Here is a 16,095-nt window from a genome sequence, read left to right as displayed (position 1 = left end):
TAATCTTCTTAATTAATTCATATCATTAATCTATATATAATTATTAAATTGTTCTTTTTTTCTTTGAAACTATATTTGTAATTACAATAAACAATATAGAAAATAATAATACAATTCCCATATTTATAATAATTGGTTTTAATGTTTCAAAATTAAATACTTCTATACTTTTTAATATTTCATTTGTTTTTATATACCAATATGATGGTAATATATGTGCTATATTTAAAACACTATTAGGTAACCATTCCATAGGAACAAAAGCACCACATAAGAAACTTGTACCTAATGCAACTACATTTACTATACCATTAATAGCATTTTTATTATTTACTAAATTAGTTGTTAAATATACTATATATTTCATATTTTATTGATTTTACTTACTCATTAAGTTATCTTCCACTTCCATTACTTAATGTAATGTACGTCTCGCGACTAGTCTCTGAACTTCTATTAGAGTTACAAATAATTGCCGACATATTCTAATATTTAGCTGCTGATTGTCTTATTAAGAGTTCCAGCAATTCAGAAGATATTTTTCATTTATCAGTTTATACAGTTATTGCTCTGCGCTCCAAATGTTAAAGTGCAGGTTCACCTGTAGACTTATCTGCGGTTAAATCTAACATTAAGGCATATCCTTTCTCCATACCATATTCACGAGAGAATGTTCTATCAACCTTAAACATAATAGAGTTACCGCCGAACTCATAAGATTGGAATGTAGCACCTACATCAAGGTATCCATTCTTAGCTTTGCTATACATGTAAGCAGTATTTGGTTTAAATCTAGACAAATACTCTCCAAGTACATTCTGTACTAATGACCACATGCGTTCATTACCATTTGTGTTAGCTTTACATTTCTGTAAAGATCAGACTATATCATTATCTTACTTATAACGGTTTTATATTGTCTTTATTTCCATAAAAGTATCTCCATCTAAATCCTCCACACCTCTTTTGTTTACCACTAATTGCATGACAAATATTTGTAGGAGTATTTATATTATTGGCAGTAGCTGCTTCTTTAATAGTTGAATATGATTCTATAAAAGTCCCATCATCAGAATACTTTGCTACAGCAGTGCCTACTGGATGATATTCAAATTTATTTTTATATGACCAATAGTAACCAAAAGATTGATGTGTTTTCTTATTAACACAATTATTAATAGCCACTCTGGCAGAATAAGGATTAGGAAACATTTTACATGCTTCACTAGCTGATTTCCAAGTTTTTAATAAGTTGCCTTGTAAATCAAACTGATATACTGCTTTCTCTTTAGTTTCTGTAGCTTCTATATCATCCTTATTCCCAGTATAGTATCTCCATTGATAATCTCCTGCATATCTAGTAACTCCTAGAATACAATTAGATATAGAATTTAAATTTAATTCAGTTTCAGCTTCTACTATAGAATCCCATACTCTTATAAATTTTCCTTCTATACTATATTGAGCTATTTTTTTCTTTTGATTTTCGTATGCTGTAAATCTTCCTCCTAATGCTAAATTATATGTATTAGGGTCTTTTACAAAATCTTCATTAACTAGTTCAGCTTCCATAGCAAATGCTGCTTCTTTACCCTCTTTTGTAAAGGGAAATACAGCTAATGTTTCTCTTTCAAAGTTTTCATAACCATATTTAGCTACTGCTTGTGGAAAACCTCTTCTATTTTTCTTTCTATCCTTCTTTGAAACACCCATCCCTAAATATGAGTCGAATACATTAGGATCTTTAGTTTGATGTACTCCAATATAAATTTTTCCGTTAATTTTATTAGTTGTTTTATATACTATATAATTCATAAGATAAAAAACTTTTAGTCGTTGAACATTTCTCCCTTTCGGAGACCTTTGCTGCTGATTATCCAATCTTATACTTTTCAAACTATCACATATATTATCTCTAATTATGTTGTAGTGTATAAGCTCTAAGGATTTTCCAGCAATTTGAATTTTAGTTTCATCACTGTCACCAGTGAAGCATCCATAAATCTAGATGAAAATCCAATGATTCCCAGTAGGCTGCTCTGCCTTCTCCGCCATAGCAGACATTGCTGCTTGAAATACCTGAATAGTAAAATTATTGAATGCATACTTGGATGCAAATCGTTCTACTTGAGGAATTACCATTTTGTTATCGTAAAGGAGTTTACCCTTTACCTCATATACTTCATATTCGTATATGTTCAGACTATATCTTCATCCATTTAAATGGACGGCTCCTGTTCGTGGATTATAAATAATCTAGTCGTTACACACTATCTAAATTTTACTTTAGATTTGGCTCGGCATTGGCATTTCAGCGTTCACCGAATTAAGGAGCTTATCATTAATTTATTACTAAATTAAGCGGCATAATTCTTACCGTCCCCTATGTAGACTGGCCTTCCAGTGTCAGGATCAACGATTGTAGCCTTCCCATTCTTGTCTACATTAGTCTTATTAAAGAGAAGTCCATTATTTCTAACCTCTAAGAAGCTATTTAACAAGTCTTTCTCTTTCTTGTTCATCTTATAAAGTGTTTCTTTTAAATGACCATTATCCTTACCTTCTGCGATACTGATAAATTGGTCTTCCATAGCTGCAAACAAAGCAGAATATGATACATCGACACGATGTGTAGTAATATATCCACGATGTTTTTCAATATTAGACTGATATTTTATATATCCTTCTTCATGCATCTCTGGCCTTTTGGCCTTTATGTTACCATAAAGATTAGACTATATAACTTTCTTTCCTATATAAAAGAAAATATCCGTTTCAATCTTCAATATATTTGTATATATTTCCTTTATGCTTTTCATATTTCCCGCTTAATACATTCTGAACAGAACTACCTACTTCTTTAGCACATTGTCTAGCAGATTCCCATATTTTAATAATATTACCTTCATTATCTAGCATAGCCACTTTTTTTCTTCCTTGTCTTTTTGGTTTATTATAATTATTAAGTTTTTCTAGTGACCACATAAATCCATTAGAATCTAATGATTTTAATTTTATAGATTTAGTAATATTACTATAAGGATTTTCTTTTTCTGCTAATTCCTGAGTTTCATAAGATTCTATATAATTTCCATTAGAATCGTACTTATGTACCTCTCTAGTCTTTATCTGCAGAGACCTTGCTTTATCATAAGTTTTTTCTTTTATAAAAGAAAAGTAGTAGTTATTCTTTACACAATATCCAGTTAAAGTAGCAGATCGTATATTAGAGGGAGAACTATTGCTGTTTCTTGCAGCATCATTATAAGATTCAAATTCTCTGTCAAATTCTCCTGTTTTTAAATATCTAAAAACTTTTACCTTTAAATTTGTATTATATAAAGTTATATCTATCTTATCTACTTTATCAGTATTAAAATAAAAGCCATTAACTCTATATTTATACACTACTGCTCTTCTAATAGAGGATCCTTGTACTCCTAATTCATGAGCTGCTGTTTCATAATTAGGATACTCTCTAATAAAATTTCCATTATTATCGTATTGAAATACTTTAATTCCAGATAAATTATCACTATAACCTCCTAATACCATATTATATACATCATTTCTTGCTAAGAAATCCTCATTTACTAATTCAGCTTCTAAAGAAGAAGCATCCTCTGCGTTATCAAATACAGCTAGTGTTTCCCTTATAAAATTTTTAACTCCAAATTCCTTAACTGCTTGCTGCATTTTAGTTTTGGCTTTTTCATAAGTTTCTGGTTTATTAATATAAATTCCATTTGCTAAATATAGATCAAATATATCTGGATTAGCTGTTTTATGTACTCCTATATAAATATAGTTATTAATTTTATTAGTTGTCTTATATACAATATATTTCATAAATTTACTCCTTTCGGATAGTCGTTGAACATTATACAATTTATTTAATTATTGGGATTTCTCCTTTAATTTCTAAATTAAAAAGTATCTTTGCTGCTGATTGTCTTATATTAAGAGTTTCCAGCAATTAAGATATTTTTGTACTATTAGTCACCTAATAGTGCCACACTCAGAATTTGCATGATAAAATTCTCAATGGCATTTGACTGAAAACGGGTAGTATCTCCAACTTGACAGCCTGAAACATCAAGTAAAGATGAATAATCATTATCAATTAATCGTACAACATACTCCCAAAGATCGTCAGACTTTCTTACTGGTCTCTCAACCACCATACATTGCTGTCTAGTCTTATCAATCTTGAAAATATCGTATTTCTCATAGTATCTCTCTTTGAAATACATAACGATTTCTGATCCATTCTCTCCCGTATCAGTAGGAACTGCAGCAAACTCAATTCTCTTAATGAAGTTTACTTCAATATCGAAATCAAAGTAAAGACTATCAATAGAACGATACTTCTGCTGCTTGTTATCCATATAAAAGATATTTCTTAAAGATTCTGTTAAGAATGTAGCTGTTAATTCAGGATACATTCTTGATACTACACCCAATCTAGTAGGTCTAGTCCTAGATTTTACAAGTTTTTTAATTATCTTGTCTTACATTTTACTATCATGTAAGTTTAGACTATATCTTAGTCCTTATACAAGGACTCCGCAGGCTCGTGTCAATATTATTGGTATGGAATCCTCAATCATTAGTCGTTGAACCTTGTATCTTACAATTAAATCCAATTTAGATACCTTGGCTGCTGATTACCTCTAGTAGCGAAGGCTTCCAGCAATTCTTGCGGTTATACAATATATATTACTATATATTAGGGCACTAGACACCCAAAAATTTATAGAAGTCCTCATAAGTTCTGGTAGAACTCATTTCGGGACGCTTAGTTACAAAATTTGCTACTATCATATTATTACATTGTTTAAATTAATCTAAATCAATAAAATTTGGTGATGATATTGGTTTATAACCACCAGATGTCTGTTTAGATTCTTGTTTACGAACTGTTGTTTTTTGAGTAACTGGTTTTTCTGGCTGCTTTCCATTTAAAGCATCATCAAAACCTTTCTTATAGTTAGCTTTAGAATAAGCCTCTATTTGTTCTTTATAATATCTGGATAAAGTTTCCAATGCTTCTTCTCCATTAAGAGCAAACCATGCCATTCTTGTTAATGTCTCTGGATCATTTAATGCTCTAGCAAAATAACGAGTTCCGGTTTTGTCTACTCCTAATATAAATTCAGCTATTTCTTCTTTATCATTATCATCTAGATCGAACTCTCCTATTGAATCTACTTTATCTACTGCATTCTGTATAGCATCTTGAAACTCTACTACTTGTCTCTGCTCTTCTTCTTGACGGAGAATCTCCTCCTCATTTCGTTTAGCTGTCTCTTTAGCTCTATAAGAATTTCTCAATCCTTGCATTCTTTTCTCCCATAAAATTTGATTACCCTTTTCATGCTCCAAGGCAGCTATACACTCTTCATCAGTCAAATCTGGAGAAGTATCTTTCAAATCTAAGAGAAACAACTCTTCATCAGATAGAGAATCTATCTCTGTGCTCTCATTAGCAGTAGAATTTATGTAGTCTTCTACAGCTTGTCTTTTTATCCACTCAACATAATCATTTACAGAGAGATTATTAGATCTAACTTCATTTAAGAAATCAATCTCATCATCATATAAATTAGGCTCATTAGGTTGAGCATCAGTGGATGATAAAATACTTAATTGTTCTTCTCTAGACAAAGAATTAAAATCCTTCTCTTCTATAGAACCATCTTCTGATTCCATCTTAATAGATGTTGTATCTTTAATTCCTTTAGATTTAAGGAAAGCTGTAATTAAATCATCTTCATCTTCTGGCTCAGATTCATTAGTTTGAATATCTGGCTCAGGTTCACCATTAGCCCCCATATAGGGCTTAGTGTAATTATCGGGATCGAAATTATCATCTGATGTATAGGTTTTATCCATGACTACATCATCATCGTCCTCGAAGTCTAAATTGTTTAAATCATCAGTCATATTATTCCTTTTTGAAATTATTTGCAAATATAATTAATTTAAATCTCTACAACAAGCAATTATCATACATTGTTGAAATAATATAGAAAAATTATCATAACTTTAATAGATTAATACTAACTTTATATTTATTATAACTTCATTATGAATATTAAAGTATAATAATCGGGAATAGTTTTTAATCTTTCCTGACTTCCACTATTTAATTTAAATGTATGAGTATGTTCTCCTGAACTACCTGAAGAGTCACCACTAGCTGCACTTCCTCCAGAACCTCCAGAAGAAGAATCAGTAGTAAATGTATCTGTAGGTAAATTACTTGTTTCTATTAAGATTCCATTCTTTAATTCATTTAATGGTCTAACATCTGTTGGTCCAATAGAAGTTCCTGCTACTATAAATCTATCAGTAAGATTCGGAGTTCCTTCAGTGCCATCACATATATGCCATCCTTCTGGAATATTATTTAATAATCCATTATACATTTTTATTTCTCCTCGTAATGGAGCTTCACAGCATGAACAATGTACTTCTACTTTTCCTTTATGATTAAATACATTTACTTGATGATTAGTATCATATAATAAATCAATATTCAATATACTATCTAATGTAAAATTAGTATTAACAAAATTACCTCTGAATTTAGCATACTTTACAGTATCTCTCATTGTATTATTAGTGAAATTAGTAAATTCACAATTTTGGAAATCTGTAGTATATTCTCCTCTAAATGCATCTCCAGATCCTGTACAATAAGTTATTTTTGATAAGGATGATTCATGTAAATTTTGATACTCAAAATTATTATAGCTAAAGATGCCGTTAAAAGTATTTGTTCCAAAAACATCTATTTTTAAATGATTCTGTCTGAAATCGTGATTTATAGTATTAGTATTAAATGATTTAGCTGTTATTGTATTCCAGTTAAACATACAAAATCCATCTAATCCAGGATCTCCTTTATTAATATTTAATTCATTAATTGGCCCAACTATAGTATTATGACTAAAGTCTACTTTAATTATAGAATTTATAAAAGTACCATCAATTATATTATTATTAATTCCATAAGTAGGATTATCATCCTTTAATAACTGTACATTATTAATTCTTCCAATAAATTGATTGTTATTTACTAATCCTTCACATATAAATTTAATAACATCAGCTTGGAATATATTATACTTTAATGTATCTTTAAAAGTATTATCTTGCCAAATATCAGCAGAAATTTGATTTCCGAAGAAGTCTCTTTCCCATGTACAATTATCAATTATAGAGCTACTAAAGATATTAGAATAAGTTTTACCTTTAAATGTACATTTAGTTAAGTTTCCATTTATTTGATTATTTTCTATTTTATCTCTAAATGTACATTCTTCTATACTTCCCATTAACTGATTACTAATTATTTCAGCGAACTTACATTTAGTTAGAGTAGAGTTAAATGTATTATTTTCTACGTGTCTATTAAATGTACATTCTTCTATATCTCTATTCCAGACGTTTCCTATAACTCTTATTAAAGTAGTTTTATCATTTGGATTAGTTGTTTCATCAGGATTTGTAGTTTCATTATTATCTGGATTTGTTGTATTATCGGGATTTTTATTTCCCGAATCTGGATCTGTGGGAGTTTCTCCAGAGCCACCTTCATTTCCAGTTCCTCCATTATCTTGATCAGTATCTGGATTGTCTACATTATCGTCAGCTTCATCATCATAAATAGATCTTAATTCTCCATCTTCTTTATATTCAAATTTACAATTATTTACATTACCTCTAAAATCATTCCTATTAAATATTCCAACAATATCAGTATTAATAAAAGTTCCACTAAATGAATTATTCTCTATTTCACTTTCAGGACTTCCGATGTTTGAATTTTCGAACTGCCCTCTAAATTCATTATTATTTATTTTCTTACCTGTAACTATTATAGGATTTAATTCTTCTACATTTTTAGTATTTAAATCCCAAAATATATTATTAGCACATACTATGTTTTCATTAGTATTTAAACTTGATAAATCTTCATTATCTGGAGAATTTAATACATATTTGCCACCTTTTGTATACTTTTTAAAGTCTAATGGAGCTTCATTATTCCATATATCTTTTACATAATAAATTCTTCCTTTATTTTCCAAATCTAATTTAGTATATTGATCTTCAGTAGGCCATTTATTTTTATCATAATTTTGAGATCTTATATCATATTTTATTTGAATTATATCTTTATTGTCTTCCTCATAATAATAAGAAATAATATCTTCAAATTGATGGCTATTTTTCCCTTTTAATATAATAGGTCTAACATTTCTATCTACACCAAATTTTGGCTCATTAGATGGTTCATCATAAGCACTTGGATCTATAGAATCTACTTCTGAACTCCAAGCACTAGAATAAATAATATTTACTCCTATTTCTTCATCTACTGTAGTTATTTCCCATTCATTTTGGTAATCTATAACTATATATGTAGTTCCAAATAATACTTTTCCTGAATTTACTAATTCTACAGCATCTTGGTATCTTAAATAAACAGAAGCTACTTCTACTTCTGCTGAGATATGATCTACTTGCAGATAAGATTCTCCAGTTACTTTATCAATCCATATTCCCCATCCAGAAGAACCTTCTATAAAGTTAGAAGAATATATTTCATCAGTAACTATTCCTTTTAAAGCATTAATAATAGATGCAAAATCTACTTCTCCAGATTTTACTATAATTTGTTCCCTTCCATCTACCTTTATAGTTAATGGCTTATTAGAATCTATTACTCCTCCATTTTGATCTTGGTATATATCTGTATGATTATCTTCTGTTCCTACTCTTATATAATTTTTTAATCCTTCTATTAATAATGCTAATGATTCTGAATCTCCTAAATCTATAGTTACTTGTTTATTAAAATAATTTGATTTACTAGATTCTTCTTTACCTGTTATAGGATAAAATATTCCATCTTTAAGAATATAAGCTTTGTTTTCTAATGCTATATATACTAGTCCACTAGCCTCAGCTTTTAGAGCATCTTCTTTAGTATTAAATGATAATCCAATATTATTCTGAGCTTGAAATTGTTCCTCAGCAGTTAAGTTTTGAATATCATTATATACTATATATCCTCCTACTTCTTTAGCATTACTAAATATTTCATAAATATTATCTCCTATTTTTAAATATAGCGTACCAGAATCTTCATCAAAGTAAAATCCATCTTCATCCTTAGTAGAAGGTTTTCCTTTTATTGTGTTAATTATATCTCTATTTCCTACATTAAATTTTCCTCCAGTAAATAAGTCTGTAAACTTATCTCCGAAGTTTATCTTTATTTTTCCTTTAGTTTGTAATACTAGATCCTGCTCTTTAGTTCCAAAGAAAGTCATGTCTCTCCCTAATGCTCTAGCACTTCTAGATAACTCAGTAGCCATATTATATAATAGTTATAGTTATATTTTCTTGATTTTCTAGTAATTTTACTAACTTAATTTCATATGGAATAGAATTAATTACTTTTCCTTTTACTTTATTCTCTCCTAAAATTATACACCCAGCAGAATCCTGCTCCGTGTTCCCTTTATGTATTCTAATTCCTAGGAAGTGAGGAACATTTAATATTTCTGGTAATATTCTTTTAAATTTGTTAGAATAAGATAATACTACTTTATAGGTTCCAGCAGGAATAGCAGTTTCTCCATATATTTTCTCTTTACATTTACAATTTATTCCTTTAGGAGTATAAGGACAATCTTTAGGAAGGCTTCTTACTTTATCTTCTATGGTATTACAAAACCACTCTCCATTTATGTAGAAATTACCTATTGTATATTTGTCTCCTTTATATATTCTTTTTAGTAATAGTTCCATATTAAGTTAATTTAAGTTAATTAAACCTTATAAAACAACAATACCACTGACACAGATATGCCAGTGGTATCATTTTTATTTATTTTTCTGCTTTTCTTGATTATAAGCAGACATTAATTCATCAACATCTGAATCATTGAATCTAACTGATCCTATAGTAAATCCTCCTCTTGCTTTTAATTCAGATTTTAAAGCATCTGCTATTAAAGATGTATTAATATTTCCATCTTTATCTACAAGTAAATCTATGATTCCATTATGCTTGTCCACCCAATTTCGAACTATATAAGTTATAACTGTTTGAGTAGGAAGCGTAGATAATCCAAAGAAGTTAGAAGCAATTCCTTTAATATACTTCTCTACTACTTGAATTAGTAATTCTTTGTCACTCACCATGATAATTTATTTGCCGATTGATAATTCTTCATATCTCTTTTTTAATTCTGGGTCATTTTCTAATAAGTGAATAAGTTCATCAACCTTCTTTTGTTTGGCCTTTAAATCTTCACTCACTTTATCTTTAATTCTCTTTATAGCATTTAATAAGTTTACAGCAGAAGTTTTGCCTTCTGGTGTATTTACATATTCCTGAGAGAATTTTTGTCCTAGAAATCCCATGAATCCAGCTTCATAAGTCTGTTTAGCCATTTTATAATCAGGAGATTCTGACATCATCCTTTGCTCATCAGTACTCATTCCAGCTACAACTTTATTAATATCTTCTAAGATAGAACTTCCTTTTTGCATTTGTTGCATAGCAGCTAATTGCTGATAGTAATTCTGTTGTAAATCTTGAAGATTAGTTCCAAATGGATTTTCAAACATTTTGTTAAGGTTTAATTAAATCTCTGTATAACTATACTAACATTATATGCAGGAGAAGTAACTCCAGTAATAGATAGTGCAGATTCTCCAGTATTAGATATAGTAATTATATCTCCACTTTTTAAGAACTCTATAGTTCTTACTGTAAATTCTTCATTTATAGGAGTAGCTCCTCCAATTCTAGGATTACTAGTTACTGGAATACCATTTATATTAATAGTTGGAGTTACTGTAGTAGATGCTGTTGCAGGTAATCCTGTAACTCTAACATCTATATAATAAGTTCCAGTATTTTCTACTAATAATGATGTTCCAGAAATAGAAATATTATTAGCACTAGAATGTTCTAAGATAAATCCAGGCTGTAATAATCCTCCAGTAGCAGCCCATGTTTGAGCAGTACTATTTTCTATTAAAGTATATCCGGGAGTTGAGCGTCTCTTATTAACACAACTACAAGTCATAATTAACTATAAATTTTGTGATCCACAGCAACCAGACCAAGTAGTTCCGCTACCATAAGTAGTGAAAGGCGTACAATACAAAGGAGAGATATTTGGTACAGGAGCACATAAGTTACTATAAGCATACTTCAATTCTCCATCTATCTTGTGATCTATTTGTCTTTGTAATGCAGCGTCAGCTATTAAATTAGCTTTCTCTGCTTTGCAGCAGCAGTCATCTGTATATTTATTAGCTTTTACTTGAGTAAGCTCAAACATTAAAGGAATGGCAGCATTAGTAGCAGCTTCTCTCTTTTCTAACTCATTGATTCTATTTGCTAATGCTTGATACATATTAGCTTTTTCGGTAATATCTTTTTCTCTTGCATTAGTAAATTTATCACAAATAGTTAAGTTCTGAGCATTATCTCTAGTAATTAAGTCAATATACATACTAGATTTTTCATTCAAATCTGTGATTCTTCCGTTGTAATTTTGATCTGACAATTCTTTTAAACGACCATCTATATAGGAATACATATTAATGTCGTCTTGCAGGGATTGTACTCTATTATTCCATGCCAAGTTATCAGCAGCTTGTCCTTGTAACATAGCCATTTGCATAGCTCTTTCAGCTAAACAATTTCCATTGTTATTACCAAACAAGTTACCTAAAATACCGCCATTATTGCAACAACCTCCGTTATTGCTTAATGCTGCTAAGCTAGTACCTATAATCATTATATTAGCTATATGTTACCATATAGATTAGACTATATCTTATTCCATTAAGGAATTTCCCCATTTCGGTGTTACCCTACGCTTTCGCTAGTCGTTGAACTTTACTTTTAAAAGTCTTAGCTGCTGATAGTCCTATTAGGATTTCCCAGCAATTAGAGGAATTATTCGATATACATTACTGTATAAAGGAGCATTTTTATATACCCAAGGCTAATGCAGCATTTGTCTTCCCTTTACTTCCGAAGCTATCGTGAGCTTCTTCGTGTGTAATAAATTCCAATTTTGTTATCTTGTATATATTTAATATACAACTCTGCACTTTCTTTTTTAAAGTTATATGCAGTTCAGACTATATCTTCTAACTCGGACACTCGTGTTGATATTATTGATTCTGCTTCTCAATCATTAGTCGTTGAACCTCTTCTTTACTTTTATGCAGTTCAAGAATTTGGCTGCTGATTATCCACTTCTGGACTTTCCAGCAATTCATCCGATTTTACATGACCATTATTTAGCCATAATAATAATTTAAATTTAAATAATTAATAAAATAGTTTCCGTGCACAGAAAACTAAAAAATTTGCCGTGATAAATCTTGTTTACTATTTCATCTTTTCATAATGCAAAGATAATAAGATTTTTTAGCATTGTCAAATTTTTGTAAAAAATCTTTAAAATTTTATATCTGGCAATAATAAAGATGATATTTTAAATATCAATTTACAATTAGTATATAAATTATAATAAAAAGAGCAGAGCTAAATAGATGCTCATAATAGCTATTAGCTCTGCCCAGAATTTTATACTAGTATATTTGAATATTTTATTTATACTTCTATACTTAATAAACTTTACTATTAAATAGATTAATAATGGAATCCAAATTAATAATAATTTAGGAATAAGTAATCCAATCCATATCTGAGAACAGATAAAACTAATAATAGCAAATATAGTATGTACCATATCTACAGATTCATCTTTCCTAAAATCATCTGCAACTCCAACAAATGAAATACCAACCATTGATAAAAATGCAAATATTTGATAATTATTTGGAGTTACTGATACTATTAGAGGTAGTAAGCTATATGATATAAATACCATAATTACTGTAAACCATATTGGATTATCTAAGTAATATCTAGTTTCTGATATAGAATGAGGTATTTTCTTTTCTTTTATTATTAGTACTATTAAGTATATAAAAATAATAAAAAAAGTATACATTAATTATTAATGGTTACATAAGTATCTACATAATCTTTTAATTTACCTTTTATTAAAGTATTAGAGTCCTTATGACACATATATGTAATTCCATCTTCTATATAATATTTTCCTAGTTCCAAGGTCATCCCAGAAACATATACAATAGGATCATCCTTAGTACCTTTGTTTATAGAATACTTACTCCAGTCAATACTATCTTTTCTATCCCACCCTTTTTGAAGAGTATCTAAAACAAATTTGGTAGCTTTTAAATAGAAATCAGATAGATCTTCTAAGGTTTCAAACTTATGATAGGTAGGATTAGCAGAAGTTCCAAATTTAAATGTTACTGGAAGAGAAGCTCCATTTGTTTGAACTGCTAAATCATAAGCTGTTTTATAATTAAATTGATTTTCTGTAGATAACCATACATGATGATCATTCCACACAAAGTCATATAATATTTCATTATCAATTTGGTTATTCATGTATGATAAGATCATATTTTGAATAACATCTATAGATGGGGTATAATAAAGTCTTTCATAAGTCCATGTACCTAATGGAGATTCAGATTCTTCTCCAGTCTCAGGATTTATCTCTTTATCATCTTCATAATCCCATCTAATTAAATATACATCATCATTCTCTTTTTCTAACTGTATGTATTTTTCTTTATAATCAGTTATTCTTATCATAGTAAGTATTATTTATAAGTTTCTTTTTAAGTTGTTTTAATTTATTATATTCTTTTTTGCAAGCAGCTACCTCAAAATGACCTCTTATATAAAATACTTTCCACCAAAGTGGAGATATTAATTTTACCAACTTTCTTCTTAGTGCATAACTATTATATGGTCTCATAAATCCTAAATAGCTATTAACAGTAGCTAAAAATTTATCTACGTTGTTTACAACGTAATTAGGATCTTCTTCTGCTAGTTTATTAAATCTGTGAATAGCTTTTATAAAATTTGAGACAGTGCTATTAGCTATATACATTATATTTCCTTTTACGACTGCACCTGTAAATTTACAACCTTTTGTGTAGTATTGCAAATAAAATTTATCTTTATGTAAATTTACTTGCAGTGTATCTTTAAGCCATTTTCTCATACCTACTAGGCAACTTAAAATATCTTTCTTATCACTTACCTCTACATGAAAATCGTCAACATATCTACCATAGAAGCCTTTAAACTTTTTCATCATTATATGATCAAATTCATTTAAATAAAAGTTTGCAAACATCTGGCTGGTTAAATTTCCAATTGGTAAGCCATAATCTTTACCTACTGTGAACAATGATTTATTTTTAGGTAGATTCTTCCATAATTTTGGAGAACTCTTCTTTACACAACAAAGTTCTGGACTATGCAAGACTACTTTTTTAGTTAAATACAATAGAGTATCTATATCATCTCCTGTATATTCTTTATGTATAAACTCTTCTAACATATTCCATAAAGTAGGTTTATGGATTGACATAAAAAATCCTTGTAAGTCAAATTTAGCTATATAACAAGGCTTAGTATAATTCTCTGTAAAATCCTTAACCTTCTTTTGTAATCTTTTTATTCCTTGTAGAGTTCCTTTTCCTTTTCTACAATTATAACTATCTTGTATAAATTCTTCCTCAAAAAGAGGCTCTAATCTTCTGACTATGAGATGGTGGACGATTCTATCTCTAAAACACGCTGCAAAAACTTCTCTTAATTTAGGTCTCTGTACTAGAAATGCAATACTTTTGCTTATTTCATAAGTTCTAGAATTTATTTCATTGCAAAGTTTAAGACATTCAATTTCATAGTTTATCTCAAACTTTAAAGCGTCATAAGTATTTCTTTTATTCTTTCTGCACTCGAAATAAGCTTCAAGTACTTCTTCATATGGTATTTCTATCATAATAATATATTTGTTTAGTAGAAATTCTAAAAAGCACGAGCGTAATTGTTGTCGTTGTTCTTATTGTTGTTGTTGACGTTCAGTAGTGTTACCATAAAGTAAATTATACTTTATTTCATATAGTTACCTATATGCTCAGACTATATCATCATCTTTTAAAGATGCTGGGTACTCGTGTCTCTATTATATTCTCAATTATGAGTTTCAAGAGTTAGTCGTTGAACCTTTTAAAATCATTTAGATTTTAACTTGGCTGCTGATCATCCTTTATAGGAGTTTCCAGCAATTCTCCCAGTTCTAATAATTTATTTCTAAATTATAGGGCTTTTAAACCATTGTTCCAATTCAGTTTCCACGCATTGTTCGACGAGTTCTGCGCTCGCGGCACAGCACAGCGCAACAAAAACACGATTCTCAGGATTATCTTAGCCTTAACTAATTCTATTTTTCAATAAAGGTTTAGTACCTGAGCCTTTTCTACTTAACTACTTCAAAAAGTGTAAGCTCTCCCAAAGTAGCATATAGCTATCTTTAGCTCTGACTTACTATATATTATATTCTAACTATAATAATTCTAATTTCAATTATAATATTTCTACAAAATCTAAATTTATTCCAGAAATTTCCTCAATTTTTCCATGAGAACTACAATTTCTGTTATTCGTTTAAGTTCTACTAATTTTTTCTCTACTACTATTCTAAATACTGATTTAAATAAGTAGTAATCATATGCGAATTTATTTGCACACTTTCCATATTTTGTTTTATCTACACTATATCGTTTCATGAAAGCTGCATCAGCTTCAAGAGTTAAAGCAAAATCCATTAATCTATCTCCTAATGTAAATTTATATTTTCTTGGAAAGGTCTCTAGTATATCAGTTAGTTTTATTGTAAGATCGACTATATGTCTAAATATTAATAAATCGTCCACCATATTTCATAATCATTTTTTATATTATTATTCTATTTATCTTTGTATATACTTAGGTTTATTTTTTATGGTAATGGATAAAAAGCACGAGCGTAACCTCTGTCGTTGGCCTTAAAGTTGTAGCTGACGTAACCATCGTCCCAACGCAGTAACCACGCACCGTCCGACGAGTACTGCGTAGATGCCCAATGATAACCTGTTAACATA

The 16,095-nt window shown here is 29.3% G+C and carries 17 protein-coding genes; all 17 read right to left on the bottom strand.

Annotated features, from left to right (window positions below; genetic code table 11):
- Positions 1-43: 43 nt before the first annotated feature.
- Positions 44-367 (bottom strand): hypothetical protein, encoded by a 324-nt coding sequence (locus tag ACI3VO_RS09695; protein WP_439757726.1) that lies wholly within the window; start codon positions 365-367, stop codon positions 44-46.
- A gap of 217 nt (positions 368-584) precedes the next feature.
- Complete coding sequence (locus tag ACI3VO_RS09690) at positions 585-836, bottom strand: hypothetical protein (RefSeq protein WP_439757725.1); 252 nt, start codon at positions 834-836, stop codon at positions 585-587.
- 64 nt (positions 837-900) lie between these two features.
- On the bottom strand, positions 901-1,815 hold the full coding sequence (locus tag ACI3VO_RS09685) for an NUMOD1 domain-containing DNA-binding protein (protein WP_439757724.1): 915 nt from the start codon (positions 1,813-1,815) through the stop codon (positions 901-903).
- A 542-nt stretch (positions 1,816-2,357) separates the two neighbouring features.
- Positions 2,358-2,696, bottom strand: coding sequence for a hypothetical protein (locus ACI3VO_RS09680; RefSeq protein ID WP_439757723.1), 339 nt, complete (start codon positions 2,694-2,696; stop codon positions 2,358-2,360).
- A 79-nt stretch (positions 2,697-2,775) separates the two neighbouring features.
- Positions 2,776-3,849, bottom strand: coding sequence for an NUMOD1 domain-containing DNA-binding protein (locus ACI3VO_RS09675; protein ID WP_439757722.1), 1,074 nt, complete (start codon positions 3,847-3,849; stop codon positions 2,776-2,778).
- Between the two features lie 146 nt (positions 3,850-3,995).
- Positions 3,996-4,445, bottom strand: a complete 450-nt coding sequence (locus ACI3VO_RS09670; protein WP_439757721.1) for a hypothetical protein — start codon at positions 4,443-4,445, stop codon at positions 3,996-3,998.
- 397 nt (positions 4,446-4,842) lie between these two features.
- Positions 4,843-5,946 (bottom strand): hypothetical protein, encoded by a 1,104-nt coding sequence (locus tag ACI3VO_RS09665; RefSeq protein WP_439757720.1) that lies wholly within the window; start codon positions 5,944-5,946, stop codon positions 4,843-4,845.
- A 131-nt stretch (positions 5,947-6,077) separates the two neighbouring features.
- Positions 6,078-9,392, bottom strand: a complete 3,315-nt coding sequence (locus tag ACI3VO_RS09660; protein ID WP_439757719.1) for a hypothetical protein — start codon at positions 9,390-9,392, stop codon at positions 6,078-6,080.
- Position 9,393: 1 nt separating this feature from the next.
- Positions 9,394-9,828, bottom strand: a complete 435-nt coding sequence (locus ACI3VO_RS09655) for a DUF5675 family protein (protein WP_439757718.1) — start codon at positions 9,826-9,828, stop codon at positions 9,394-9,396.
- Between the two features lie 75 nt (positions 9,829-9,903).
- Positions 9,904-10,224 (bottom strand): hypothetical protein, encoded by a 321-nt coding sequence (locus tag ACI3VO_RS09650; protein ID WP_439757717.1) that lies wholly within the window; start codon positions 10,222-10,224, stop codon positions 9,904-9,906.
- A 6-nt stretch (positions 10,225-10,230) separates the two neighbouring features.
- On the bottom strand, positions 10,231-10,653 hold the full coding sequence (locus ACI3VO_RS09645) for a hypothetical protein (protein ID WP_439757716.1): 423 nt from the start codon (positions 10,651-10,653) through the stop codon (positions 10,231-10,233).
- A gap of 11 nt (positions 10,654-10,664) precedes the next feature.
- Entirely contained in the window at positions 10,665-11,117 is a 453-nt protein-coding gene (locus tag ACI3VO_RS09640) for a hypothetical protein (RefSeq protein ID WP_439757715.1), read from the bottom strand.
- 6 nt (positions 11,118-11,123) lie between these two features.
- On the bottom strand, positions 11,124-11,837 hold the full coding sequence (locus tag ACI3VO_RS09635) for a hypothetical protein (protein WP_439757714.1): 714 nt from the start codon (positions 11,835-11,837) through the stop codon (positions 11,124-11,126).
- A 738-nt stretch (positions 11,838-12,575) separates the two neighbouring features.
- A complete protein-coding gene (locus ACI3VO_RS09630; protein ID WP_439757713.1) occupies positions 12,576-13,067 on the bottom strand; it encodes a hypothetical protein in 492 nt (163 codons plus the stop codon).
- Positions 13,067-13,747, bottom strand: a complete 681-nt coding sequence (locus ACI3VO_RS09625; protein ID WP_439757712.1) for a hypothetical protein — start codon at positions 13,745-13,747, stop codon at positions 13,067-13,069. The genes ACI3VO_RS09630 and ACI3VO_RS09625 overlap by 1 nt, the downstream gene beginning before the upstream one ends.
- Complete coding sequence (locus ACI3VO_RS09620; protein WP_439757711.1) at positions 13,731-14,954, bottom strand: reverse transcriptase domain-containing protein; 1,224 nt, start codon at positions 14,952-14,954, stop codon at positions 13,731-13,733. The genes ACI3VO_RS09625 and ACI3VO_RS09620 overlap by 17 nt, the downstream gene beginning before the upstream one ends.
- Positions 14,955-15,564: 610 nt before the next feature.
- On the bottom strand, positions 15,565-15,891 hold the full coding sequence (locus tag ACI3VO_RS09615) for a hypothetical protein (protein ID WP_439757710.1): 327 nt from the start codon (positions 15,889-15,891) through the stop codon (positions 15,565-15,567).
- Positions 15,892-16,095 lie beyond the last annotated feature (204 nt).

The organism is Intestinibacter sp., assembly GCF_051866655.1.
Lineage (GTDB): Bacteria > Bacillota > Clostridia > Peptostreptococcales > Peptostreptococcaceae > Intestinibacter.
The sequence above is the reverse complement of the archived record's forward strand: the minus strand, read 5'-3'. Positions and strand labels throughout refer to the sequence as shown.